Origin of the sequence: Allokutzneria albata (assembly GCF_900103775.1) — a bacterium.
Lineage (GTDB): Bacteria > Actinomycetota > Actinomycetes > Mycobacteriales > Pseudonocardiaceae > Allokutzneria > Allokutzneria albata.
Window position 1 is genome coordinate 8,297,117 of record NZ_LT629701.1, and the last position, 23,685, is coordinate 8,320,801.

Below are 23,685 nucleotides of genomic sequence, written 5' to 3' on the forward strand. Positions count from 1 at the left end.
GTGACCAGCGTGGATATCTGGTGGGCGATACAGGGATTGAACCTGTGACCTCTACCGTGTCAAGGTAGCGCTCTCCCACTGAGCTAATCGCCCGAGGCGGAGGCGGGAATCGAACCCGCGTACAGGGCTTTGCAGGCCCTTGCCTAAGCCACTCGGCCACTCCGCCGATGCTCTGGGGCCGGTACCGGCAGTGCCCCGGAGGATCCAGTCGGCCCGGACGAGGGCCTTCCGAGCGGATGACGGGATTCGAACCCGCGACCCTCACCTTGGCAAGGTGATGCGCTACCAGCTGCGCTACATCCGCGTGCTGCCCGGCTTGTGTTGACGGTGCTCGATCGTGGTGCTTGATCTTGCGCGTCCCCGCCGCCGTGGCGATGGCGAAACACTATCCGACACCGTCCGCCGGGATCAAATCGGGGTGGTCTTTTCCCTCTGCATGCCAGTTGACCTGCGAAGACGCCGAAATTCAGCTGAGGTCGTTGGACTGCAGGTGGCTGAGCGCGTCGTCGACGCTGACCCACAGGTTCTCGTTGCCGGGAACGATCAGGTCGTAGGTCCGGTCCAGGAAGTCGGCCAGCTCCTGCGCGGCCGCCTCGAACATCGCGTGGCCGGAGGGGGAGCTGAGTTCGATCACCACGACCTCGGGGTCGTCGACGGCCGGGCGGATCCGGACGTCGCCCTCGCCCGCGGCGGCGATGAGGCCGTCGGCGAGCAGGTCGCGGGCGAAGACCCACTCGACCCAGCCGGCGCGGCCGGTGCGGAACGCGGCCACCACGGCGTAGGGGTCGCGGGTGTCGTAGCGGAGCTCGACCTGGACGGGGACCGCCGGACTGCGGGGCGCCAGGAGGTCGAAGACCGCCGTGGAGCGCAGAGTCACGTGGTCGTTACGCATTGTTGCCGCCTCTCGTGCTGTCTGCCGCTCAAGTGAACGACGGAACGACATAGTTGTGACGCGAATGTGGCCCTTCGCGCTCGCCTGTCGTCCATAGATCACCCGTACGGGGCAGAACTTCTTCGGTGGGCAACCGTTGGACTGCGCTCCGTAATCGGTCGCCCGACACATCCGGGGGTGCCGTGGCCGGTCCGGACCGACGCGGTCCGGCGGGGGGCGCCGGGCCGGGAGACGGCCCCACCGGCGTACCGGTGCGGCCCGTGTGGCTTGACCAACTCGGGTACCCCGGCGGCGCGGCGGCCTCACGCTAACACCGGGAAACCGACAACGGACCCCGCCTAAGGGGTGAGGTCCTTCGAAGGTCTTGTCGACCGCCCGAAAGGGCGATGACCTGCGAAGCCGCAGGCTGTAGCCGGACGGTGGCGGACCGTGACCGAGATCGTCCGCGACGCGCGCGGACCCCCCGTTTTTGTTCTTGGGCCGAGCCTGTGTAATGTCTGCACCGCACCGCGAGAGCGGCGGCAGGATCCCGGGCGATTAGCTCAGCGGGAGAGCGCTTCGTTCACACCGAAGAGGTCACAGGTTCGATCCCTGTATCGCCCACCAGCAAGCCAGAGGCTCCGGACGGTTCACCCGTTCGGAGCCTCTGTCTCGCAAAGCTGGTTCCCATGTAGTACCCGCACCGCGCGGGCGATTAGCTCAGTGGGAGAGCGCTACCTTGACACGGTAGAGGTCACAGGTTCAATCCCTGTATCGCCCACCAGGTATTCGTACTGGTCAAACGGCCTGTTGACGATCTTCGTCAACAGGCCGTTCGTCGTATGTGGGAGCACCGTGGGAGCAGGGCGGTCTTGACCACAATCCCGGATGGGTCGGGGTCGGCCCAGATCGTGCTCCCGAACTGCTCCCAGTGTGCCTGGAGTCCGGCCCAGGTCTTGCAGATGTGGCGCAGGCCGTGGAACCGAGCGCCCGCGCTGCGGCGCCGCAGGTCGGTGAGTGTCGCGACGAGGAACTCCGGCGGGTACACGGTCCGCGCGGCACGCGGCGCGGATGCGGATGCCCCAGCAGTTCGCGTGCCGCCTTCTTCAGCGGAACGATCTTGTACTCGCTGGTGCTCATCCGCACCTCCCCCACGGCTGGACTCCCGGGGGAGCTTTTTGCTCTTCTTGCTGGTCACTGGCGTGTCGTAAGGTGGGAACGTCGAGGACAGCGGACGGTTTGCAGCCGTACTCGTGTGCGAACTGGATCGAAAGAACCGGGACATGCTCGACCTGATCCCGCCCACTACGCGGCTGCGCAACGCTTGGCTCGACGCGCATGCCGAGTGGGGATCTGGCCTCCACGAGGACGGCTTCGGACTGGCGCCAACGGATGAAGTTGCCTCGCCTTCCGGGTTCGCGGCGTGGATCGCACGGTTGACCGATGAGTCGGAACGGGCCACGTGCCGGTGGATCGTCGAGGACGACCGGGTGCTTGGCGGGATCGCGCTGCGCCACGAGTTCAATGACCACGTGCAGTGGGCCGGCCACATCGGCTTCGGTGTCCGGCCGTCCGCGCGGCGGCGTGGGCTGGCCTCCTGGGCGCTGGGCCGAATGCTTGACCAAGCGCGAGTGCTCGGTATGAACCGGGTACTGGTTGTCTGCGCGACCAACAACGTCGGCTCCGCGAGGACGATCGAACGCGTCGGTGGCGTCTTCGACGAGGTCCGGGACACCGAACACGGTCCCGTCCGTCGCTACTGGATCACGATCGTCGAGCCGAAGGCATGACTTCCCGGTAGGCAGCCGCGGACGGCTAAGCACGTCGCTTGGGTGTGTCATTGTGGCTTCACCTGCTGGTCGACGGTTCGTATGAGAGCTGGCATCCCGAGGTCGACGGCGCGTCGGCGGAGCCGACGTTGGGTGTCGTCGCGCTCGGTTCGCAGGAAGGTCAGGGTCATGTCGATGCCCTCGATCTCGCCAGCCCAGCCGTCGGTCGCGGCGCGGGTGCGGCGGTCGATCAGGTCGGTTTCGAGTTCGTCAAGCCAGGCGAGCATCTTGGGGCTCACGTGCAGCATCGGGCAGCGGATGCGGGCGTGTTCATGCCGGCAGGGTGTGCCGTAGGAACGTCAGCGGGACCCGCCATCCGACTGGGGCCACCTCCCCTGAACTCCACCCGGCACTGTTCCAGCGCGACCCGATCGCCGACCGGGGCCGCCAGGTCGTGAGCGCGATCGTCTACTTGGCTGATTGAAAGATCACTGCGATGGACGAACTTCGTAGCTGTTTCCGGACAAGGGGCGATGTGGACGAACTTCCGATGTAGAGTTAATTCAGGTGGGGTGTGCGTACCCGGCTGCAAGACATTGCGGGATTTGGAGCCGGCTCTGGCGGGGCTGGACGAGGGCGCACTGCATCACTGGTCGTCCTGGCCGATACTAGCATTCACATCCACGCGCCTGCCGGGAAACGTCAACGGCTCATGTGGTCTGTTGGTTTGACGCCTGTTTTGTCGGCGGCCGGGTGGCATTCCTCGCGCGGTCAGATGCGCGATCCTCTTCTTATTCTGCCTGCTGCTGGCCCTTGTCCTGGCAATTGTGTTGGCCGTGGATCCCATAAGATTCGCGACGTGCTCGGCGTGAGACTGCCGCGAGTGCCACGGCCAGCCTCGGTGTAGCTGCGCCGTCCTGTTCTGGCGAGGCGATTCCGGGTCGCGCGTTTCAGGTGCACTTGAGTCCGGATTGGATTACGCGGTCAGCGATCCGGTGGTGAGCAACAAGAGCGGGGAAAGGATTCGAGTATGGACTGGTCAATGGTGGACGGCGCGTTGAGATCGACTTTGGTGGCACGTCGGACCGCACTGGCTTCGTCGAGAAGTTGGCGCTGGAGTTCGGTGACATGGCCCGTCGGCCGGTCCGGCGGGGTTTTCGTATGGAGCGAACTCGGTGCTGCTGGGGGAGGGTGTAGATGAGTCCCGCCATGTCGATCGATGATCGGGAGAGGTTTCTCGCGGACCCGCATGTGGGTGTGCTGGGGGTGACCGATCCACGCGGGCTGCGTGCTCCGCTGCTGGTCCCCGTTTGGTACGGCTACGAGCCTGGCGGTGTTGTGAGCGTCCTGACGGCCCGGGCCTCGACCAAGGCCGAATTGGTCAGAACGGCTGGCCGGTTCAGCCTCTGCGCGCAGAGTGAGTCCCCTCCCTACCGCTATGTCAGTGTGGAGGGTCCGGTCGTGGCGGTGGAGGACGGTTTGGACCGGGCTGAATGGGAAGCAATGGCCCATCGTTACCTCGACCGGGACACCGCCGTGGCCTATCTGGAGGCGAACCGGCGCCAACTGGACGAGGACATCACTTTCCGGATGCGCCCCCAGCGGTGGAGGACAGCCGACTTCGCCGCTTTCGCGCAGGAATTCAGCTAGCTGGCGAAGCTTGCGGCGATGCGTGCACAGATCCACAAAGGGAGTTATCTGTAAGGGAGCACAACATGTCGTCTGCTCAGGACACCCCGGCCATCTCCTGCCTGAGGAGATGGAACGACACCGCGACCGATTATCCGCGAAACAGTTGCCTGCACGAGTTGTTCGATGCGCGGGCAGCGGAAGCGCCCGATGCGGTGGCCGCTGTGCACGTCGACCGTCAGTTGACCTATGGCGAGCTGCGGGACCGCTCCGACGCCCTGGCCGTACGGCTACGCGGTGTGGGCACCCAGCGAGGGGACCCGGTGGCGGTCTGCGGTGACCTCTCGCTCGACGCCCTGATCGCCTTCCTCGGCGTGTTGAAGGCCGGTGCGGCCTACGTCCCGCTGGACGACACCTTGCCACCCGCCCGGCTACGGGCCATGGCCGAGGACGCGGGAGTGCAGGTGGCGGTGGTGCTGCCGAACGTGACCTGCCGGGTGCGCCGGCTGCGTGCGCGGGTCGACCTGTCCGATGCGGTGGGCCCCGCCCCTGAGCCGGGTGCCGGGCCACGGATCGGGGGATCGACGCCGCGCGACTGCGCCTACGTGATGTTCACCTCGGGTTCGACCGGCAGGCCCAAGGCGGTGGCGATCCCCCATCGGGGCGTGGTCCGGCTCGCCTTCGCCGACGTGGCGGGCTCACGGCCGGGACCTGGCGACCGAGTGCTGCACGCCTACAGCCTCTCCTCCGACGCGTCCACGATCGAGATCTGGTCAGCCCTGCTCAACGGGGCGTGCCTCGTCCTGCTCGACCGGGAGGAGTTGCTGTCGCCCGCGACGCTGGAGTCCCGGCTGCGCTCCGAGGGGGTGACGGTGGCGTACCTGACCACCGGCGTGCTGCACCACGTAGCCAGGACCCGGCCCGAGGCCCTGCGCTGCCTGCGCTTCGTCTCGGCGGGGGGAGAGGCGATGGACCCCGACCTGGCCCGCGCGGTGCTGGCCGCGTGCCCGGACACGACACTGGTCAACTTCTACGGGCCGACCGAGAACAGTGTGGTGTCCACCGCCCAGGTGGTCCGCGACCCGCTGCCCGGCGCCGAGGACGTGCCCATCGGCCGCCCGCTGGACAACTCCAGCTGCTACGTGCTGCGGGCGGACGGCACTCCGGCGGTGGTCGGCGAGCAGGGCGAGCTCTTCGTCGGCGGGGACGGGCTGGCGCTGGGCTACCTCGGCGACCCGGAACTCACCGCCGAGCGTTTTGTGGACAACCCCTTCGAGCCGGGCACGCGCCTGTACCGCACGGGCGACCGGGCGTCCTGGCTGCCCGACGGCGCACTGCGCTACCACGGCAGGGTGGACCGGCAGGTCAAGCTGCGCGGTCGCCGCATCGAGCTGGACGAGATCGAGACCAGGTTGCGGGCACACCACACGGTCGGCGAGGCCGCCGTGGAGGTGGTCCGCGACTCCACGGACACCACAGACGCCGGACACCTGATCGGCTACGTCACACCGGCCGATCCGAACGGGACGGTGTCGCTGGACGAGCTGCGTCAACACCTCGTTGTCTGGCTGCCGGCAGCGGCCATACCCTCTCGGCTGGTCGTGCTGCAGCGCTTCCCCGTCACTCGCAGCGGCAAGATCGACAGGAAGCGCCTGGCCGAGAGGGCGGCCGAGAACACCACGGTCGTGGTCAGTCCTGCGCCGCGCGCCGCGACGGGCCCGGCCGACGTCCTCGCCGAGATCTGGGAGCACACGCTGCGGGTGCGGCCTATGCCCGCCGACAACTTCTTCGCCATCGGTGGTGACTCCCTGCTGGCCGCCGAGGTGGTCACCCGCACGCTGGCCGCACTGGACATGGACGCGCGGCACAGCAGCGCACTCATCCGCCGGCTGCTGCGGACGCCGACCCTCGCCGGCTACGCCGACGCGGTCGACGAGCTGCGCCGCGCGGACGCGTCCGCCCAAGGAGCGGACGTGGCGGCCCCGGTGGACTTCGAGGCGGAAGCCGCTCTGGGGTTCGACCTCCCGCCGCGACAGGGCCCCGTCCCCCGCTGGGACGCCCCCCGGCACGTCCTGGTCACGGGAGCCAGCGGCTTCGTCGGCGCCTTCCTGGTCGACCGGCTGCTGCGGTCCACTTCGGCCACGGTGCACTGCCCGATCCGGGCTCGCGACCCGCGGCACGCCAGGCAGCGTCTGGCGGCCAACCTCGCCCGCTTCGGCCTCACCCCACCAGAAGTGGCTGAACGGGTGGTGTGCTTCCCCGCGGATCTCGCCGCACCCGGACTCGGTCTGTCCACCGAGCACGCGGCTGAGCTCTCCGGCGTCCTCGACCTGGTGATCCACGCCGGGGCCGAGGTCAACTTCCTCTACCCCTACGCCCAACTGCGCGCGGCGAACGTGAACGGGACCCGCGCGGTGATCAGGCTGGCGGCCACGCGCCGGGTCCCGGTGCACTTCCTGTCCACCATCGCGGTGGTCGCCGGCTTCGGCACAGCCGGGGTGCGGCAGGTCGACGAGGACCTGCCACTCGCCCACGCCGATCGGCTGACCATGGGATACGCCGAGAGCAAGTGGGTCGCTGAGCGGGTGCTCCAGCAGGCCGCGGACCAAGGGCTGCCGGTGGCGGTGCACCGCCCCTACGAGATCACCGGCGACCGGCGGAGCGGCGTGTGCAACACCGAGACCGCGATCTGCTCGCTGTTCAAGACCATCGCCGAGACCGGCCTCGCACCGGACGTGCCACTGCCGATGGACTTCGTTCCCGTCGACTACCTGGCCGACGCGGTCGTGCACATCGCGATCAACCGCCGCGCCACCCGGCGGGTCTACCACCTGACCAATCCCAACCCAGCCCGGCTGGGGGACATGCTCGACCGCATGCGCGCCGCCGGTTGTGAGATCACCACGCTGCCCTACCCGCGATGGGTGGCCGAGTTGGTGCGGCACGTCGCCAAGCACCCGACCAGCCCGACCGCGCCCTTCGTGTCGCTGTGCGTCAACCGCGGCAACAAGGCCGACATCTCCGTCAAGGAGATGTACTTCGAGGGGATCTTCCCAGCGTTGGGGCGGACCAACGTCGAGCGCGACCTCGCCGGTAGCGGTCTGCACTGCCCGCCGGTCGACGATGCGCTGCTCGACCGGTACCTGGCGTACTTCTTCTCAACCGGATACATCCCGCGGCCACGATCGGGCGCGGAGCCACCCCCCACCCGGACGACCACGGTGGGCAGAACCCCACACCCCGGCGCGCAGCACCCCAGGCCCGTCTGCTCCAGCAGCCCGCGGACGAAGGGGGTCCGTGGTGTCGGCGGCAGGCCGGCTGACCGGGACCGCACACAACCGGAAGGTGAAACCCGATGACCACGAGCGAACCGGCGTCCGACCGTGCACCGCTGCCCGAGCCACCGGCGGATCGACCACTGCCGCCTGTCATGGACTTCCCGCTCGCGCCGCCGGGGACGATGGGTCCCCCCGAGGAGTACGAACGGCTGCGGCGGGAATGCCCGCTGGCCGAGGTCCGCACGCCGATCGGCGCCACCGCCTGGTACGTCACCCGGCACTCCGACGTCAAGAAGCTGCTCGCGGACACCAGGCTGATCAGACCGAGCATCAACGACTGGCCCGTCCGCCCCGGCGACACCCCGGAACCGGGGCCCGGCCTGACGACCATGATGGAACTGGACGGCCCCGGGCACGCCGCGTTGCGCAAGGCGCTGGCCAGCGAGTTCGCGGTCCGCACCGTGGGGCGCGGCCTCGGCCGTCTCCGTGTGCTCGCCGACCGGCTGCTCGACGATGTCGAGGCCGGTGGCCAGCCGGGCGATCTCGCGGCGTTCGCCGAGCTGTTCCCGCTGCACGTGATGTGCGATCTGGTGGGTATTCCCCTCGAGGACTGGGACTACTTCGTGCCCATGGCCGACGCCGCCCTGGGCGCGCTGGTGACCATCGACGAGGGACGCAAGGCCACGGGCCTGCTGCGCGAGTACATGGCCGAGTTGATCGCGCGGAAACGGCGTCAGCCCGAGGACGACGTGCTCACCCGGCTGGTGCGCCGCTGTGACGCCGGGGAACTCGGCCAGGAGGAGGTGATGGCGTTCGGCCTGTCCATGCTCGTCGCCGGCTACCGGTCCAGCACCATGTTCGTGGCCAACTCGATTCTCGTCCTGCTGACGCAGCCGGAGCAGTACGCCCGTCTCCGGGATGACCGCAGGATCATGGACAGCGCGGTGGACGAACTGCTGCGCTACGTACCGGTGATGAACGGCGTCGTCGTGCTGCAGGCCACCCAGGACATCGAGCTGCACGGGCGGACCATCCACGCCGGTGAGGCCGTGCTGCCCGTGCTGGCCGCCGCCAACCGGGACGACGCCGTCTTCCACGAGGCCGACCGACTGGACCTGAGCCGGGACCACAACCCGCACCTCGCCTTCGGTTGGGGCGCCCACCGCTGTATCGGTGCGCCCCTGGCCCGCGCCGAGCTCGGCGTGGCGCTGGAGGCCCTGCTGGACCGCTTCCCCGGTCTGCGCCTGGCCGTCGACGAGAGCGAACTGCCGTGGGAGGACGAGTCACCGGCCAAGTCACCGCTGGCCCTCCCGGTCAAGTGGTGAGCTCGGAGGGAGGGAGGGCCGTGGAGCCTCCGCACACATCAGGAACTACGGACGGTGCGGCAAAGCCTGCCCACCTGGACGAGTCGCGCGGATCGTTACGCATTCTCTGGAGCTATGTCCGGGGCATGCGGTGGTTCCTCGCCGCGATGATCGTGCTCCAATTGGTGGCAGACGCGGCCGCCTTGTCCCAGCCCTTGATCTTCCGCTGGGTCCTCGACGAGCTGCAGGTCGGCGGCAGCCTGTTCTGGCCGCTGATGGTTCTCGCCGTCCTCGCCGTCATGGGAATGGCTTTGACGGGCACCTGCACGCTCCTCCTCGGCCGCAGTGCACTGCGGATCGTGAGGAACCTGCGGTGCGACCTGGTGAGGCGCGTGCTGGGTGGCAGCGTGGGCACGGTCGAGCGCAGGTCGGTCGGTGACGTCCTGTCCCGCGTCGGCACTGACACCACGCTGCTCGGGAGCACGGTGGGTGACGCCCTGGTACGCGCGGCCGCCGCGCCGGTGGTTGTCGTGGCAACACTCGTGCTGATGGGCACCATCGACATATTGATGCTCGCCGTGGTCGTCGGGGTACTCGCGATCGTCACCATCGGGGAGGCGCTCGCGGGACACCGGGTCAGAGACGCCACCGAACAGGCACAAGTACACGTCGCCGCGATGACCTCGACGCTGCATCGGGCGCTGATCGCGTTCCGCACCGTCAAGGCATCGGGTACCGAACGGGCGGAGTCGGAACGTGGCGGCGCCGAGGTCGAGGGCGCCTTCCGAGCCGGACGGCGGGCGCTGCGCGGTGAGGCGTTGCTCGGGATGCTCGCCGCTGCCTCGGTCGACGTGACCTTCCTGGCGGTGCTCGCCGTGGGTGGCGCGCGCGTGGCGTCCGGTGACCTCGACGTCGGTGACCTGGTCGCGTTTCTGCTCTACGTGGCATTCCTGCGGGACCCCATCGAGACGCTGACCTTCACGATCACTGACTTCGCCCAGGGGCTGGCCGCCGTTCGGCGGATCGAAACCCTGCGGTCCCTGCCCGCGGAGGCGGAAGAACTGCCCACCAAGGTCCGCACGACCGAGTGGGCCACCCAGAACGGTCCGAGCAGCGGACCGGGCACCGAGGTGCGGTTCGACAAGGTGTGGTTCGGCTACTCCGACTACCCCGTGCTGCGCGACGTGAGCTTCACGGCGGGCCGCGGCCTCACCGTGCTCGTCGGGCCTTCCGGCGCCGGCAAGACGACCCTGCTCAGCCTCGTCGAGCGGTTCATCGAGGTGGACAGGGGAAGGGTTCTGCTCGACGCGGTCGATGTCCGCGAACTGGATCGTGACGAGCTCCGTCGGCGACTCGCCTACGTCCAGCAAGAGGCCCCGCTGCTCGGTGAAACCGTGCGCGAGGCGATGTTGTACGGCGTACCGGATCCGGACTCGGCCGATGTGCGAGGAGCACTCCGCGCCGTGGCTCTGGACAGCTGGGTGAAATCGCTGCCGAGCGGCCTTGACACGCCGGTGGGGGAACGCGGGGTGGCGATCTCGGGCGGGCAGCGGCAGCGGCTGGCGGTCGCTCGGGCGCTGCTGCGCGGCGCGGACGTCCTGCTGCTGGACGAGGCCACCTCCCAGCTGGACGCGGTCAGCGAGCGAACGTTGCTGGACTCGGTGGCGCACCAGGCGCTCAGCCGGGTTGTCCTCGTCGTCACCCACCGGGTGTCGGTCGCCGCGAAAGCCGATCAGATCGTGCTGCTCGATGAAGGCGGGGTGCGAGCCGTCGGGAAGCACACGGAACTACTGAGATCCAACCCCGTCTACCGTGAACTGGCCGCTGTTCCATGTCGAGACGATCCCATGCCGGGAACACCACATGGATGACCGATAAACGGTGCGCCCAACCAGTTCGGACGCGCCTTGCGAGAACCGGCGTCGAGCCGAAGCGGGTGCACGGTCTCCTGGCGAGGAGCCAGCGGCGCGCTGGCGACTCTCGACGGCCTTCTCGCTCGCGCTCGGACAAGCACACCAGGTGCGGCATGTCCACCCCGACCCACCAGCCCTGGGCCGGTCACGTGACCTGCTGAAGTCTCATTTCCACAGGTCATGCCATTTGTTGATCTCAGTGGACACGGTAGCGGTCGCAGGTCCGATCCCCTGGTCGCGGTTCGGCGGACAGGTGCCTGCACTGTTCGGGCGACCGAAACGGCGAGAACGCCACCTCGCCATTCAGTAGCACCGCGTTTCCGGAAACAACGCAGTTCCAGAAACGCGGTCCTGCCAGCGTGTCAGCGGTGGACGGTGAAGCTCTCCGCCCGCCCGCAGAGTGACCTTGAACTTCCGGCTGTGGTTGTACACCGCGCTGGTCTCGTCGTCCCAGTCGTCGATGTCGTGGCGGCCCTTCGTCGCGTCGGCGTTGACCCACCGGTCACCGTCGAACTCGGTGTGCTCCCACGAGCAGATCCTTTCGAGGACGCAGACGGGCTCGGTCTTCTCCGTCGCCGGGGCGGGCGCGACACCGACCAGGTCCGTGATCGCGACACCGACGAGCCCGAGGGCGCTGCCGCGAGCGATTCCCTTGCGCGACAGAGCACCAGGTGGACGTGATCCGCCCCGCCCGCCCCGCCTGCCGCGGTTCGTTGTGCTGTGAAACGAATTGCCCCGCTCCGGCGGGACCCTTGAACTAGCCCCGAGTCGCGCCGGAAGCGCGATGTGACTTTGGGGGCTCCACACATGAAGAGAATCCGTCGCGTGGCGGCCGTCCCGGCCGTCGCCGCCTTACTGCTCACCGGGCTCACCCCGGCGCTCGCGGCCGAGAACCCGGTGAACTCCACGGGAATCCCGGCGGAGTACGCGAACCAGACGCTCGACTGGCACCGCTGTTCGGTCGACGAGCTGGGCTCCGCCCCTCCACCGGGGTCCGAGCACATGGAGTGCGCGATCTACCGCACCCCGCGGAACTGGCACCGGCTCAGCGACACCCGCGACCTCACGATCGCGATCAGCAGACTCCCCGCCACCGGGCAGGCCACGGGCTCGGTGCTGATCAACCCGGGCGGGCCGGGGGCGGAAGGCCGCATCTACCCCGCCCGGCTGCGCTACCAGCAGCGGCTGCTGGTCAACCACGAGGTCGTCGGCTTCGACCCGCGCGGCACCGGCAGGAGCACGAGCATCAGCTGCGGCGGCGCGCTCGACGGACCGGAGCAATACGACCCGCGCGACCGGGACCCGAAGAACCTCCAGGTCATCCTGGACGCCACCAAGAAGGCGGCCGACGCCTGCATGGAGCGCGCGGGCGACCTCGGCCCGCTGATCAACACCGACCAGACCGTGCGCGACGTCGACCTGCTCCGGGTGCTGCTCAAGCGCCAGGAGATCAGCTGGGTCGGCTACTCGGCGGGCACCTGGATGGGCGCGCACTACGCGACGCTGTTCCCGAAGCGGGTCAAGCGGGTCCTGCTGGACTCCCCGGTGGAGTTCACCACCAGCTGGGAGCGGGCCTTCGCCTGGCAGCCGCTCAGCTTCGAGCGCCGGTGGCGGCAGGACTTCCTGCCGTGGATGGCCAAGTACGACAAGCTCTACGGCTTCGGCAGGACCGGTGAGGAGGCTCGGCAGACCTACGAGACGGTCCGGACCGCGCTGGGCGTGCGCCCGGTCCGGTACAACGGCTTCACGGTGGGGCCGAACATCCTGGACTCGATCGCCGCCGAGGGCATCTACGGCAAGCGCCAGTTCCACACCACGGCCACCACGCTGGTCGACATCCGCAAACTGACCCAGGCGAGCACCTCCGACCGGGAGAAGGCCGAGGCCGCGCTGCGCGTCAAGGCGGCGCTGGAGACCAGGGACGTGGAGACCCGCCTCATGCCGGGCAAGGCGTCCCTGCCGGGGGCGCCGGACTCCTACCCGACGAACTTCTGGACGATCCGGTGCAACGAGGGGCCGTGGCCGGGTGACCGCGACAGCGTGGTCCGGCAGTCGCAGGAGCACCTCGACCGGCAGCAGACCCTGGTCGGCGGGAAGTGGATGGTGCAGCCGTGCATCTTCTGGCGCAAGCCCCCGCTGCCGCTGCCGCGGATCGACGGCCGGGGCCTGCCGCCGACGCTGATCGTCCATTCCGTGCACGACCCCGCGACGGCGATCGAGGGCGCCCGGCGCGCGCACGACGCCTTCGCCGGCTCCCGGATGATCACCGTCACCGATGAGGGCGACCACGGCCTCTACGCCGCGAACCCGGCCATCGGGAACCCCGACCTGGACAAGGTCATCAACGACTACCTGGTCGACGGCATCGTGCCCCAGGACACGACCATGCCCGGCGTGCCGCTCCCGCCGCCGCCCGGCTCCTGACACCACGAGGCCCCGCCGAGCGTTCGCTCGACGGGGCCTCGTCACGGGCTCAGCAGAGCTGCCCGGTGTAGGCGGGCATCTCGATCACGAAGCCGGCATCGCCGAAGTACACGTCCTCGTTCGGGCCGACGCACTGGATGTGCACCCCGGTGACGAGGAACCTGGCTCGGACCTTGACGCTCGTGCCTTCGGAGGTGCAGTGGCGGTACCGGACCTCGTCGCCCTTCTTGTAGCCGCCGCACTCCTGAGGAGTGGGGGAGGCGTTCGCCGGAATCGAGGTGAAGGCGCTGCCGATGGCGAGGGCACCGATGGTGAGGGCCGTGGTCAAGCGGGACACGGGGCTCCTTTCAGGACGTCGAAGCTCGACCTTCACCGCGTGTTCCCCGCCTGGCAAAGCAGCTTCGCGCGTGCGTGAAAGCGAGGGCGGTCGCGTTCGCATTCGGCTTCACGGAGGGGAAAATCGGTGGCGGGGCGGGTACGGGTGCTCTACACAGCACCTGTGATCGATCGTGCCGCGATAGCAGACAAACCCACCTTGTTCGGATCGCGGGTCGCGCTCGTCCCGCTCGGGCCGGAGCACGCCGAGGACTCCTTCGCCGCCACCAAGGAGCCCGAAGGACGCAGGCTGACCGGTACCCACCGCGAGTTCACCCTCGACGTCATCCAGCGGTGGTGCGAGACCAGGGCCGAGCAGACCGACCGCATCGACCTCGCCGTCATCGACCGGGCGACCGGCGGCTTCGTCGGCGAGCTGGCACTGAACGAGATCGACTTCGACAACCTCTCCGCGGGCTACCGGATCGCGCTCACCGAAGGCGCCACCGGCCGGGGCATGGGCACCGAGGCCACCCGCCTCGTGCTGGCCTACGCGTTCGAGCGGATCGGCCTGCACCGGGTGCAGCTGGAGGTCTACGACTTCAACCCGCGGGCCATCGCCTGCTACCGCAAGTGCGGCTTCGAGATCGAGGGCACCCTGCGGGACGCGCTGCTCTGGGACGGGCAGTGGCACGACGCGCACGTGATGGCGGCAGTCGCACCTACGGCTCGGCGGCTCCGGGACGGCGGATAACATCTGGATATCCAGACTTTCCCGTCCTGAGGAGTTCCTGTGTCCGAGCCCCAACCGGTCGTCTCGCTTCCCGCGCGTGTGACGGTGCCGGCGGGGACTACCGCCGGCCAGGCCCTCCGCGAGGTCGAAGCGCCCAACAAGGGCCCGCAGGCGGTCGTCGTGGTGCGCGACGCCGACGGCACGCTGCGCGACCTGGCCTGGGCTCCCGAGGTGGACACCGAGGTCGAGCCGGTCACCGCCGACTCAGAGGACGGCCGCAGCGTCATCCGGCACTCCTGCGCGCACGTGCTCGCCCAGGCGGTCCAGGAGCTGTTCCCCAAGGCCAAGCTGGGCATCGGCCCGCCGGTCAAGGACGGCTTCTACTACGACTTCGACGTGGACACCCCGTTCACGCCCGAGGATCTGACCGCGCTGGAGAAGCGCATGAAGCAGATCATCAAGGGCGCGCAGCGGTTCTCCCGGCGCCGCTTCGACTCCGTCGACGAGGCCAAGGCCGAGCTGGCCGAGGAGCCGTACAAGCTCGAACTGGTCGACATCAAGTCGGACGTCGACACCTCCGAGGTGATGGAGGTCGGCGGCGGTGAGCTGACGATCTACGACAACCTCGACCCGCGCTCCGGCGAGCGGGTGTGGGCGGACCTGTGCCGCGGCCCGCACGTGCCGACCACCAAGTACATCCCCGCGTTCAAGCTGATGCGCAGCGCGGCCGCGTACTGGCGGGGCAGCGAGAAGAACCCGCAGCTGCAGCGGATCTACGGCACCGCGTGGGAGACCTCCGAGGCGCTGGAGGCCTACCTGGAGCGGCTGGCCGAGGCGGAGCGGCGCGACCACCGCAAGCTCGGCGTGGAGCTGGACCTGTTCAGCTTCCCCGACGAGCTGGGCTCGGGCCTGGCGGTCTTCCACCCCAAGGGCGGGATCGTCCGCCGCGAGCTGGAGGACTACTCGCGGGCGCGGCACGAGGAGTCCGGCTACGAGTTCGTCAACACCCCGCACATCTCCAAGGGCGGGCTGTTCCACACCTCCGGGCACCTGCCGTACTACGCGGACACGATGTTCCCGCCGATCCAGTTCGAGGGCGAGGACTACTACCTCAAGGCCATGAACTGCCCCATGCACAACCTGATCTTCAGGTCGCGCGGGCGGTCCTACCGCGAGCTGCCGTTGCGGCTGTTCGAGTTCGGCACGGTCTACCGGTACGAGAAGTCCGGTGTGGTGCACGGTCTCACCCGCGTGCGCGGGCTGACGATGGACGACTCGCACATCTACTGCACCAAGGAGCAGATGCCGGGCGAACTGCGCTCGCTGCTCAAGTTCGTGCTGGACCTGCTCGCCGACTACGGGCTGAGCGACTTCTACCTGGAGCTGTCCACCCGCGACGACTCGCCGAAGTTCATCGGCGACCCGCAGGAGTGGGAGGACGCGACCGAGACGCTGCGCCAGGCCGCCGAGGACTCCGGCCTCGAGCTGGTGCCGGACCCGGGCGGCGCCGCCTACTACGGCCCGAAGATCTCCGTGCAGGCCAAGGACGCCATCGGCCGCTCCTGGCAGATGTCGACCATCCAGCTGGACTTCAACCAGCCCAAGCGGTTCGAGCTGGAGTACACCGCGCCGGACGGCTCCCGCCAGCAGCCGATCATGATCCACCGCGCGCTGTTCGGCTCGATCGAGCGCTTCTTCGGCGTGCTCACCGAGCACTACGCGGGCGCGTTCCCGGCCTGGCTGTCCCCGGTCCAGGTGGTCGGCATCCCGATCGCCGACGAGCACGTCCCGCACCTGGAGGCGGTCGCGGACGCGTTGCGCGGCAACGGGGTTCGCGTCGAGGTGGACGCGTCGGACGGGCGGATGCAGAAGAAGATCCGCACCCACACCACGCAGAAGGTGCCGTTCATGCTGCTCGCGGGCGGCAAGGACGTGGAGGGCGGCTCGGTCTCCTTCCGCTTCCGCGACGGCAGCCAGATCAACGGCGTCTCCACCGAGCGCGCGGTCCGCGCGGTCACCGACTGGATCACCCGCAGGGAGAACACCTCGCCCAGCGCGGAGACCTTCGCCGCGGTCGTCGGCTGACGCGAGCATCGGGAGGTGAGTGCGGTGTTCGGCGCCAGCGGCAGCGGTCCCGAACTGTCCGAACAGGACGGGATCGGCATTCCGGACGCCCTGCAACGGCTGTGGACCCCGCACCGGATGTCCTACATCCGCGGTGAGAACAAGCCCAGCGAGGCCGATCGGGAGGTGTGCCCGTTCTGCCGGGTGCCCGACCTCGACGACTCCGACGGGCTGATCATCGCGCGGGGAACGCTGGTCTACGCCGTGCTCAACCTCTACCCGTACAACCCCGGGCACCTGATGGTGCTGCCGTACCGGCACATCCCCGACTACACCGACCTCACCCCGGAGGAGACGGTGGAGTTCGCGGAGTTCACCCAGCGCGCGATGCGGGTGGTGCGCAGTGCGGCGGCACCGCACGGGTTCAACATCGGGATGAACCAGGGCACGGTCGCCGGGGCGGGCATCGCCGCCCACCTGCACCAGCACGTGGTGCCGAGGTGGGGCGGCGACGCCAACTTCATGCCCGTGGTGGCGCACACCAAGGTGCTGCCCCAGTTGCTCGGTGAGACCCGGGACCTGCTCGCCGGGGCCTGGGACGAGGCCTAGCCCGCGAGCGTCCAGTTCTGGTCCAGCCACGCCGGGGGGCAGGTGTGCCGGAGGACCGGGGTGGGGTCGGCCGGTCTGCCACCGGGGATGGCCAGGCACTTCCGCGTCGCGATGTTGTGGACCGTCGTGTAGGTCTTCGAGCCGACGAAGTTCACCGCCGGCCGCCAGTTCTGCTCGGGCTTGGCGCTGTCGCAGTCCTGCTGCGCGGCCTGCGTGCCGTCGCGGAGCTCACCGCCCGGGATGGCGAGGCACCTGCCGGTGGCGACGTTCTTCAGCTGCCGCACCCAGGTGGTGTCCGAGGCGGACGCACCGGGCGTCGCCAGGCGATCAGCGCGGTGGCTCCGGCGAGTACGGCGGCCGCGCGGGTGCGAGCGATCATGGTTCCCCCCAAGGGCTCGAGGTGCGGGAGCGGGCACCGGAAAGCTGTTCGCGCAGTCCGGCGGGAGAACCAACCGGCGGCTGGTCGACCCGGCGCACCAGCTCGTGCGCGGCGCCGGCCCAGTGGGGGAAGTCGAAGGAGAACCCGGCTTCGAGCAGGCGGCCCGGTGTCACCCGGCGGCTCTTCATCAGCAGCTCGGTGTCGGACCGGATGACGAGCGCGCCCAGTTCGGCCATCAGCCCGCGCCCGAGTCCATCATCTGCCGGAGGTTCTCCCGGGTGTAGCGGCAGCTCACGCTCCGCCCGGCGAGGTTGATCACGGCGTCGCAGCCGTCGATCTCCGCGGCCCGGGGGCCGAGGTGCGGCCGTCCCAGCGCACTCCGGCGCTCCCGCCCAGGACCACCACCCGGTGTCCCAGCACGGTCAGCTCCCGCGTGAGGAACGTGCCGATGTGCCCGGTGCCGCCGGGTAAGACGATCTTCATGGCCGATCCCTCCTCGTGCTCGGGACCGAGCGCACGCCCCTTTTGAGCGATCGCTCAAAACGCTGACCGCACACTCCGGCGGTTACGCTCCTCGGGGCCCACTCCGAAACGAACCGGCAGGTGCGCAGCCCCGACATGCTCAACCTCTTCGCCCGCGAGACGGTCTCGCGTGTCACCGACCCGATCGGCGCGTGGCTGATCCGGTGCGGCCTCACCCCGAACCTGGTCACCCTCGCGGGCACGGTCGGCACCTCCGTCGCCGCGCTGTGGTTCTTCCCCAGGGGCGAGCTGTTCGTCGGGACCGTGGTGGTCACGCTCTGCGCGTTCTTCGACCTCATCGACGGGGCCATGGCCCGCGCGATCGGCGGGGGCACGCCGTTCGGCGCCGTGCTCGACGCCACCTGCGACCGGATCGCCGACGGCGCGGTGTTCGGGGCGATCGCGTGGTGGGCCTTCGCGGTCGAGCACAACTCCTCCGCGGCCGCGGCCGGACTGGTGTGCCTGGTGTCGGCGCAGGTGATCTCGTACGTGAAGGCGCGCGCCGAGGCCACCGGGCTGTCCGCGGACGGCGGGCTGGTGGAGCGCGCGGAGCGGCTGATCATCGCCCTCGTCGGAACCGGCCTGCACGGGCTCGGCGTGCCGCGCGCCGCGGAGATCGCCCTGTGGGTGCTCGCGGTCCTCGCGGTGATCACCGTCGTGCAGCGGATCGTCGCGGTCCACCGGTCGGCGCGGTGATGGAGGCCGCCCTCGCGCGCCGCATCGAGCTGGCGCGGGAAGTGCTGGCCACGCCGGGCGCGGTCGAAGAGGACTTCGCGCCCACCTTCGCGAAGGCGGTCGACGAGGCGGTCACGGGCGGGGCTGCGGCGCAGAACGAGATGGGCTTCCTGCTCACGTGCGTCGACCGGACCAGGATCTCGCCGGAGCTGTGGCGGCGGCTGGCCGAGTGCGAGCGGGAACTGCGCGCGGTGCTGCCGCCGGGGTTCGACCTGCCGGACGTGGTCGACCCCGACGTGGTCTTCGAGCCTCGGCACTCCGCGCGCGTCCTGCTGGTCGACGCCGACGACCGCGTGCTGCTGTTCCGCGGTCACGCGCCCGAGACCCCGGACAAGCCGTTCTGGTTCACCATCGGCGGCGGTATCGACCCGGGGGAGGACCCGCGCGCCGCGGCCGCCAGGGAGCTGGTCGAGGAGACCGGGCTGGTGGTGCCCGCAGCCGAGCTGGCCGGACCGGTGTGGCGGCGGCGGGAGCAGTTCACCTTCGGCGGCCTGCCCGTGGACAGCGTCGAGCTGTTCTTCGTGCTGCGCTGGGGAAAGCCGTGGGAGGTCGACACCTCCGGCTTCACCGAGCTGGAGGTGGACACGATCGAGCACCACCGCTGGTGGAGCGCGCGGGAACTCGCCGCGACGCGGGACCGCGTCTACCCGGCCCAGCTGCGCGAACTGCTGCCCGACGCCTTGCGTGGCGGACCGCTCAGGACAGTCCACTAGAGACACGCTCGATCCCGCAAGCGGATCTCGGTGGACTATCTGCGTTGCTCGGGCAGCGGGTCGTAGTGGCTGAAGCGGCGGGTGAAGCCGGCGGTTCCCGAGGTCAGCGAACGGAGTTCGATCGCGTAGCGGAGCAGTTCGGTCTCCGGCACCTCCGCGCGCACGACCGTGGTGCCGGGGTGGTCCTCGTCACCGGGCTCGGTGCCCAGCACGCGGCCGCGGCGCGCTGACAGATCGCCGAGGACGGTGCCCAGGTGCTCGTCGGGGACCCGCACCTCGACCTCGTCCAGCGGTTCGAGCAGCGTGATCCGGCCCTGCGCGGCGGCTTCCTTGAGCGCCAGCGCGCCCGCGGTCTGGAACGCGGCGTCGGAGGAGTCGACGCTGTGCGCCTTGCCGTCGACCAGCGTCACGCGCACGTCCACCAGCGGATAGCCGCTGTGCAGGCCCTTGTCGAGCTGGGCGCGCACGCCCTTCTCCACGCTCGGGATGAACTGGTGCGGGATCGCCCCGCCGACGATCCGGTCGACGAACTCGAAGCCCGCGCCCCTCGGCAGCGGTTCCACGACGAGATCGCACACCGCGTACTGCCCGTGCCCTCCGGACTGCTTGACGTGCCTGCCGTGTCCCTTGGCCTGGCGCGCGAAGGTCTCGCGCAGCGGCACCCGCACGGCCTCGGTGTCGATCTCCGCCCCGCCCGCGCGCAGCCGTTGCAGCACCACGTCGGCGTGCGCCTCGCCCATGCACCACAGGACCAGCTGGTGCGTCTCGGCGTTGCGTTCCAGGCGGAGGTTCGGATCACCCGCCGCGAGCTTGGCGAGGTTGCGGGACAACGCGTCCTCGTCGCTGCGGCTGTGCGCGGTGACCGCGATCGGCAGCAGCGGCTCCGGCATCTCCCACGGCTTCATCAGCAGCGGCCGGGACGGGTCGGAGATCGTGTCGCCGGTCTCCGCCGAGGAGAGCTTCGTCAGCGCGCACAGGTCACCGGCGACGCAGTACGGCACCTCGCGCAGGCTCGACCCGAGCGGCGAGTAGATGTGCGCCACCCGCTCGTCGGCGTCGTGGTCCTCGTGACCGCGGTCGGCCAGCCCGTGCCCGGAGACGTGCACCGGCCGTTCCGGGCGCAGCGTCCCGGAGAACACGCGCACCAGGGAGACTCGGCCGACGTAGGAGTCCACGGCGGTGCGCACGACCTCGGCGGCCAGCGGACCGTCCGGATCGACCGCGAGCGCCTGCTCGCCGGTGCCGTCGGGGTTGGTCACACGCGGGGGGCGGTGCTCCAACGGGGAGGGGAAACCCCTGGGTATCGCCTGCATCAGCTCGGTGAGGCCGACGCCGGTCGCCGCGCACACCGGCAGCACGGGGTGGAACGAGCCGCGCGCCACCGCCTTCTCCAGGTCGGTGATCAGCGTGGCCTGGTCGATCTCCTCGCCCGCGAGGTAGCGGTCCATCAGGGACTCGTCCTCGCTCTCGGCGATGATCCCCTCGATCAGCTCCGCGCGGGCCTGTTCGATCCGGTCCGCGTCGCCGTCACCGGGGATGTCGGTGACCGGGACCCGTCCGCCGGAGTAGTCGTAGAGCTTGCCGGAGATCAGTCCGACCAGCCCGGTCACGGCGCCGTCGGAGCCGGTCACCGGCAGGTACAGCGGAAGGACGCCCGCGCCGAAGGCGGCCCGGCAGGCGGCGATCTCCGCTTCGACCCCCGCGCGGGGGTGGTCCAGGCGCGAGACCACGACAGCCCTCGGCATGCCCACCGCGGCGCACTCCTGCCAGAGGGCGATCGTGCTCGTGTCGATGCCCTCGGCGGCGCACACCACGAACAGCGCGGCGTCGGCCGCCCGCAGCCCGGCGCGCAGCTCACCGACGAAGTCGGCGTACCCGGGGGTGTCGATCAGGTTGATCTTGACGTCGTCCACGAAGAACGGGGCGACGGACAGCGCCACCGAGCGCTGCTGGCGCACGGCGGCGGGATCGTGGTCGCAGACGGTGGTGCCCTCGGTGACCGACCCCGTCCGGGTGATCACCCCCGCCGTCGCGAGCAGCGCCTCGCACAGCGTCGTCTTTCCCGCCCCGGACGGCCCGACGAGGGCTACGTTGCGGATGCGGGCGGGGTCGGGCACAGCGACCGCGCCCCCGGTGGTCCCGTTCTCGGTGTTCTTGGTTCCCATCGCACTCGGCCTCCCCGAATTGTCGATGTGGCCGATCTCACACCCTTGTCGTGGTGCTGACAACCGTGCCGGACGGGGACCGCCCGCCCGGACGAGCGCGGTGTGTGACGGTCCACGCCCTCGGGCACCGAAATGGGGTAAGGGCGGACGTAGGATGGATGGGTCATCCGCCGCGAGCCACCATCACCGAGACGACGGCTCGACCCTGCGAGTCTCGGGGACCCACCTCGCGGGGGCGAGTGAGTAGTTGAAAGGGCCAACCGTGACCTCCAGTGAGACCCCCCGCGCTGAGGCGGACCAGGTGACCGGCACCGCCCGGGTCAAGCGCGGCATGGCCGAGATGCTCAAGGGCGGTGTGATCATGGACGTGGTCACACCGGAGCAGGCCAAGATCGCCGAGGACGCCGGCGCCGTCGCCGTCATGGCGCTGGAGCGCGTGCCCGCCGACATCCGCGTGCAGGGCGGCGTCGCCAGGATGAGCGACCCCGACATGATCGAGGGCATCATCAACGCCGTCTCGATCCCGGTCATGGCCAAGGCCAGGATCGGCCACTTCGTCGAGGCCCAGGTGCTGCAGTCGCTCGGCGTGGACTACATCGACGAGTCCGAGGTGCTGACCCCGGCCGACGAGGACAACCACATCGACAAGTGGCCGTTCACCGTGCCCTTCGTCTGCGGCGCCACCAACCTGGGCGAGGCGCTGCGCCGCATCGCCGAGGGCGCGGCGATGATCCGCTCCAAGGGCGAGGCGGGCACCGGCAACGTGGTCGAGGCGACCAGGCACATGCGCCAGATCCGCGCCGACATCCGCCGCCTCACCGTCCTCGACGAGGCCGAGCTCTTCGCCGCGGCCAAGGAGCTGCGCGCGCCGTACGAGCTGGTCAAGGAGGTGGCGCAGGCGGGCAAGCTGCCCGTCGTGCTGTTCACCGCCGGCGGCATCGCCACCCCGGCCGACGCCGCGATGATGATGCAGCTCGGCGCCGAGGGCGTGTTCGTGGGTTCGGGCATCTTCAAGTCCGGCGAGCCCGCCAAGCGCGCCGAGGCGATCGTGAAGGCCACCACCTTCCACGACGACCCCGACGTGATCGCCAAGGTCTCCCGCAACCTCGGTGAGGCCATCGTGGGCATCAACGTCTCGGAGCTGTCGGAGACCCAGCGCCTGGCCACCCGCGGCTGGTAGTCCGCGCCTTCCTCCCCGCGCCCCGGTGCCGTCGAGCACCGGGGCGCGGTCGCGTCTCAGAGACCTTCGACGAGGATCACCACGCCGATCGCGATCAGCACCGCGGGCAGCAGCAGGTGCCCCCAGCGGGACAGCAGCCTGGCGACCGGCGGACGGCTCGCCAGGAACCAGCCCGCCGCGCACCACACCGCCAGCCCGACGAGGAACACCGCCGTGTAGCCGAGCATCCCGCCGATCCCGGCCGCGGTGAAGACCGGCACGTAGACACCGATGTTGTCGCCGCCGTTGGCGAAGGTCACCGCGGCCACCTGGAGAACGCCGGCAGCTTTGGCCGGCTCCGGTTCGTCTGCGTCCTCGCGCCGGAGCTGCCACGCGGCGCGCAGGCCGAGCGCCAGCGGCAGCAGGCCCAGGTACGGGATGACCGCCTGGGGCAGCAGCCCGGCACCGAGCGCGCCGAGCACCGAGACAGCGAGCAGCGCTCCGAAGCCCACCGTCTGGCCGAGCACGACCCGCAGCGCGGCGGCGCGGTCACCGCGAGCCTGGCCGAAGAAGACCGCCAGGATCACCATGTCGTCGATGTTGGTCGCCGCGAACATGCCCGCGGCCTGCGCCAGGAACCCCAGATCCACGGCAGGACCCTACGAGCACCCAGGCGTCCACCCCGGAGCGGAGGCCGTTCGGCCGAACGACAGGCGCGTGTCCCGCGGTCAGGATTGATCATCCGACCGGGGAGCTGCCGTGGACGAGGGGTTCGTGACGACGCTGGCGCGGAATGTGGTCGCGGCCCGCGCGCCTGAGGAACTGCCGTTCTTCGCCGCGGCCTGTGCGGCGTACTTCCGGAATCCGAGGCGCGCTCTGGCGGGCCGGACGCGCTCAGACGAGGTGCTCGGGGCCGGGGTGGACAAGAAGGTCGCCCTGCTGTCCCCGGTCGCTCTGGCGGTCGCGGAGGCCGTGCACGGGTGCGATTCCGACGTGCGGGCCGTCGCGTCGCGGCGCGCTGCGGAGTTGGGGCTGACGCCCAACCAGGTGGAGCTGCTGGTCGACGCGGTGCTCGTCGGCCTGAGCGGGAACGACTGAGCGGC

The 23,685-nt window shown here is 69.8% G+C and carries 22 protein-coding genes and 5 tRNA genes; 15 read left to right on the forward strand and 12 right to left on the reverse strand.

From position 1 onward, the window contains the following. Window positions 1–18 precede the first annotated feature (18 nt). From BLT28_RS38115 to BLT28_RS38130, 4 genes are all read right to left on the reverse strand, one after another. Window positions 19–93, reverse strand: a tRNA-Val gene (locus BLT28_RS38115). A 1-nt stretch (window position 94) separates the two neighbouring features. Then, window positions 95–166 (reverse strand) — tRNA-Cys (locus BLT28_RS38120). Between the two features lie 65 nt (window positions 167–231). Continuing rightward, window positions 232–304: transfer RNA gene (locus tag BLT28_RS38125), tRNA-Gly, on the reverse strand. A gap of 162 nt (window positions 305–466) precedes the next feature. Further along, window positions 467–892, reverse strand: a complete 426-nt coding sequence (locus BLT28_RS38130) for an SsgA family sporulation/cell division regulator (protein ID WP_030430167.1) — start codon at window positions 890–892, stop codon at window positions 467–469. 531 nt (window positions 893–1,423) lie between these two features. On the opposite strand from BLT28_RS38130, the gene BLT28_RS38135 reads away from it, so the two are divergent. The 3 genes from BLT28_RS38135 (at window position 1,424) to BLT28_RS38145 (ending at window position 2,661) form a co-directional block, all read left to right on the forward strand. After that, window positions 1,424–1,498 (forward strand) — tRNA-Val (locus BLT28_RS38135). 82 nt (window positions 1,499–1,580) lie between these two features. Beyond that, window positions 1,581–1,655: transfer RNA gene (locus tag BLT28_RS38140), tRNA-Val, on the forward strand. 499 nt (window positions 1,656–2,154) lie between these two features. Further along, window positions 2,155–2,661 (forward strand): GNAT family N-acetyltransferase, encoded by a 507-nt coding sequence (locus tag BLT28_RS38145; RefSeq protein ID WP_030430166.1) that lies wholly within the window; start codon window positions 2,155–2,157, stop codon window positions 2,659–2,661. 47 nt (window positions 2,662–2,708) lie between these two features. Here BLT28_RS38145 and BLT28_RS38150 read toward each other — a convergent pair whose 3' ends face one another. Then, window positions 2,709–2,939: a recombinase gene (locus BLT28_RS38150; RefSeq protein ID WP_231950551.1), complete on the reverse strand. Its 231-nt coding sequence runs from the start codon at window positions 2,937–2,939 to the stop codon at window positions 2,709–2,711. 910 nt (window positions 2,940–3,849) lie between these two features. Between BLT28_RS38150 and BLT28_RS38155 the strand changes: the two genes are divergently transcribed. From BLT28_RS38155 to BLT28_RS38170, 4 genes are all read left to right on the forward strand, one after another. After that, window positions 3,850–4,290, forward strand: coding sequence for a pyridoxamine 5'-phosphate oxidase family protein (locus BLT28_RS38155; RefSeq protein ID WP_231950552.1), 441 nt, complete (start codon window positions 3,850–3,852; stop codon window positions 4,288–4,290). Window positions 4,291–4,355: 65 nt separating this feature from the next. Beyond that, window positions 4,356–7,628, forward strand: a complete 3,273-nt coding sequence (locus BLT28_RS38160; RefSeq protein WP_081900362.1) for an amino acid adenylation domain-containing protein — start codon at window positions 4,356–4,358, stop codon at window positions 7,626–7,628. Next, complete coding sequence (locus BLT28_RS38165) at window positions 7,625–8,872, forward strand: cytochrome P450 (protein ID WP_030430162.1); 1,248 nt, start codon at window positions 7,625–7,627, stop codon at window positions 8,870–8,872. The genes BLT28_RS38160 and BLT28_RS38165 overlap by 4 nt, the downstream gene beginning before the upstream one ends. A 125-nt stretch (window positions 8,873–8,997) precedes the next feature. Next, window positions 8,998–10,722, forward strand: coding sequence for an ABC transporter ATP-binding protein (locus BLT28_RS38170; protein ID WP_197683936.1), 1,725 nt, complete (start codon window positions 8,998–9,000; stop codon window positions 10,720–10,722). A 345-nt stretch (window positions 10,723–11,067) separates the two neighbouring features. On the opposite strand, the gene BLT28_RS42965 is transcribed toward BLT28_RS38170, so the two are convergent. Then, a complete protein-coding gene (locus tag BLT28_RS42965; RefSeq protein ID WP_030430160.1) occupies window positions 11,068–11,571 on the reverse strand; it encodes a peptidase inhibitor family I36 protein in 504 nt (167 codons plus the stop codon). Between BLT28_RS42965 and BLT28_RS38180 the strand changes: the two genes are divergently transcribed. Continuing rightward, window positions 11,572–13,188, forward strand: a complete 1,617-nt coding sequence (locus BLT28_RS38180) for an alpha/beta hydrolase (protein ID WP_030430159.1) — start codon at window positions 11,572–11,574, stop codon at window positions 13,186–13,188. It begins immediately after the preceding gene. Window positions 13,189–13,237: 49 nt separating this feature from the next. Here BLT28_RS38180 and BLT28_RS38185 read toward each other — a convergent pair whose 3' ends face one another. Continuing rightward, window positions 13,238–13,525: a DUF6355 family natural product biosynthesis protein gene (locus BLT28_RS38185; protein WP_030430158.1), complete on the reverse strand. Its 288-nt coding sequence runs from the start codon at window positions 13,523–13,525 to the stop codon at window positions 13,238–13,240. A 162-nt stretch (window positions 13,526–13,687) separates the two neighbouring features. Here BLT28_RS38185 and BLT28_RS38190 point away from each other — a divergent pair, with 162 nt between their 5' ends. The 3 genes from BLT28_RS38190 to BLT28_RS38200 are packed head-to-tail and all read left to right on the forward strand — an operon-like array spanning window position 13,688 to window position 16,909. After that, a complete protein-coding gene (locus BLT28_RS38190) occupies window positions 13,688–14,257 on the forward strand; it encodes a GNAT family N-acetyltransferase (protein ID WP_030430157.1) in 570 nt (189 codons plus the stop codon). Window positions 14,258–14,296: 39 nt separating this feature from the next. Further along, complete coding sequence (thrS, locus tag BLT28_RS38195; protein ID WP_030430156.1) at window positions 14,297–16,321, forward strand: threonine--tRNA ligase; 2,025 nt, start codon at window positions 14,297–14,299, stop codon at window positions 16,319–16,321. A gap of 15 nt (window positions 16,322–16,336) precedes the next feature. Continuing rightward, window positions 16,337–16,909 (forward strand): HIT family protein, encoded by a 573-nt coding sequence (locus BLT28_RS38200; protein ID WP_231950553.1) that lies wholly within the window; start codon window positions 16,337–16,339, stop codon window positions 16,907–16,909. On the opposite strand, the gene BLT28_RS41135 is transcribed toward BLT28_RS38200, so the two are convergent. The 3 genes from BLT28_RS41135 to BLT28_RS42335 form a co-directional block, all read right to left on the reverse strand. Beyond that, on the reverse strand, window positions 16,906–17,193 hold the full coding sequence (locus BLT28_RS41135; RefSeq protein WP_030430154.1) for an RICIN domain-containing protein: 288 nt from the start codon (window positions 17,191–17,193) through the stop codon (window positions 16,906–16,908). The genes BLT28_RS38200 and BLT28_RS41135 overlap by 4 nt on opposite strands. A gap of 91 nt (window positions 17,194–17,284) precedes the next feature. Then, entirely contained in the window at window positions 17,285–17,524 is a 240-nt protein-coding gene (locus BLT28_RS42330) for a DUF1731 domain-containing protein (RefSeq protein ID WP_030430153.1), read from the reverse strand. 79 nt (window positions 17,525–17,603) lie between these two features. Beyond that, window positions 17,604–17,771 carry a hypothetical protein gene (locus BLT28_RS42335; RefSeq protein WP_231950554.1) on the reverse strand — a complete coding sequence of 56 codons (168 nt, stop codon included), beginning with the start codon at window positions 17,769–17,771 and terminating at the stop codon, window positions 17,604–17,606. Between the two features lie 135 nt (window positions 17,772–17,906). Here BLT28_RS42335 and pgsA point away from each other — a divergent pair, with 135 nt between their 5' ends. Next, window positions 17,907–18,506 (forward strand): phosphatidylinositol phosphate synthase, encoded by a 600-nt coding sequence (gene pgsA, locus BLT28_RS38215; RefSeq protein ID WP_030430152.1) that lies wholly within the window; start codon window positions 17,907–17,909, stop codon window positions 18,504–18,506. Beyond that, window positions 18,506–19,258: an NUDIX hydrolase gene (locus BLT28_RS38220; RefSeq protein ID WP_063766587.1), complete on the forward strand. Its 753-nt coding sequence runs from the start codon at window positions 18,506–18,508 to the stop codon at window positions 19,256–19,258. Before pgsA ends, BLT28_RS38220 begins: the two co-directional genes overlap by 1 nt. A 35-nt stretch (window positions 19,259–19,293) precedes the next feature. Here BLT28_RS38220 and BLT28_RS38225 read toward each other — a convergent pair whose 3' ends face one another. Beyond that, window positions 19,294–21,423: an elongation factor G-like protein EF-G2 gene (locus tag BLT28_RS38225; protein ID WP_030430150.1), complete on the reverse strand. Its 2,130-nt coding sequence runs from the start codon at window positions 21,421–21,423 to the stop codon at window positions 19,294–19,296. 262 nt (window positions 21,424–21,685) lie between these two features. On the opposite strand from BLT28_RS38225, the gene pdxS reads away from it, so the two are divergent. Beyond that, window positions 21,686–22,603 (forward strand): pyridoxal 5'-phosphate synthase lyase subunit PdxS, encoded by a 918-nt coding sequence (gene pdxS, locus BLT28_RS38230; protein WP_030430149.1) that lies wholly within the window; start codon window positions 21,686–21,688, stop codon window positions 22,601–22,603. 56 nt (window positions 22,604–22,659) lie between these two features. Here the strand turns inward: pdxS and BLT28_RS38235 are convergent, their stop codons facing one another. Further along, the gene (locus BLT28_RS38235; RefSeq protein ID WP_030430148.1) at window positions 22,660–23,232 is read right to left on the reverse strand and encodes a cadmium resistance transporter; all 573 of its coding nucleotides are present in this window, start codon (window positions 23,230–23,232) and stop codon (window positions 22,660–22,662) included. Between the two features lie 109 nt (window positions 23,233–23,341). On the opposite strand from BLT28_RS38235, the gene BLT28_RS38240 reads away from it, so the two are divergent. After that, on the forward strand, window positions 23,342–23,680 hold the full coding sequence (locus BLT28_RS38240; RefSeq protein WP_030430147.1) for a hypothetical protein: 339 nt from the start codon (window positions 23,342–23,344) through the stop codon (window positions 23,678–23,680). Window positions 23,681–23,685: the final 5 nt, after the last annotated feature.

Excerpts from the sequence above, each read along its gene's own strand:
- BLT28_RS38130 (WP_030430167.1), bottom strand. The coding sequence starts at position 892 with ATGCGTAACGACCACGTGACTCTGCGCTCCACGGCGGTCTTCGACCTC.
- BLT28_RS38145 (WP_030430166.1), top strand. The coding sequence starts at position 2,155 with ATGCTCGACCTGATCCCGCCCACTACGCGGCTGCGCAACGCTTGGCTC.
- BLT28_RS38155 (WP_231950552.1), top strand. The coding sequence starts at position 3,850 with ATGTCGATCGATGATCGGGAGAGGTTTCTCGCGGACCCGCATGTGGGT.
- BLT28_RS38160 (WP_081900362.1), top strand. The coding sequence starts at position 4,356 with ATGTCGTCTGCTCAGGACACCCCGGCCATCTCCTGCCTGAGGAGATGG.
- BLT28_RS38165 (WP_030430162.1), top strand. The coding sequence starts at position 7,625 with ATGACCACGAGCGAACCGGCGTCCGACCGTGCACCGCTGCCCGAGCCA.
- BLT28_RS38170 (WP_197683936.1), top strand. The coding sequence starts at position 8,998 with ATGCGGTGGTTCCTCGCCGCGATGATCGTGCTCCAATTGGTGGCAGAC.
- BLT28_RS38180 (WP_030430159.1), top strand. The coding sequence starts at position 11,572 with ATGAAGAGAATCCGTCGCGTGGCGGCCGTCCCGGCCGTCGCCGCCTTA.
- BLT28_RS42330 (WP_030430153.1), bottom strand. The coding sequence starts at position 17,524 with ATGGCCGAACTGGGCGCGCTCGTCATCCGGTCCGACACCGAGCTGCTG.
- BLT28_RS42335 (WP_231950554.1), bottom strand. The coding sequence starts at position 17,771 with ATGAAGATCGTCTTACCCGGCGGCACCGGGCACATCGGCACGTTCCTC.
- pgsA (WP_030430152.1), top strand. The coding sequence starts at position 17,907 with ATGCTCAACCTCTTCGCCCGCGAGACGGTCTCGCGTGTCACCGACCCG.
- BLT28_RS38220 (WP_063766587.1), top strand. The coding sequence starts at position 18,506 with ATGGAGGCCGCCCTCGCGCGCCGCATCGAGCTGGCGCGGGAAGTGCTG.
- BLT28_RS38225 (WP_030430150.1), bottom strand. The coding sequence starts at position 21,423 with ATGGGAACCAAGAACACCGAGAACGGGACCACCGGGGGCGCGGTCGCT.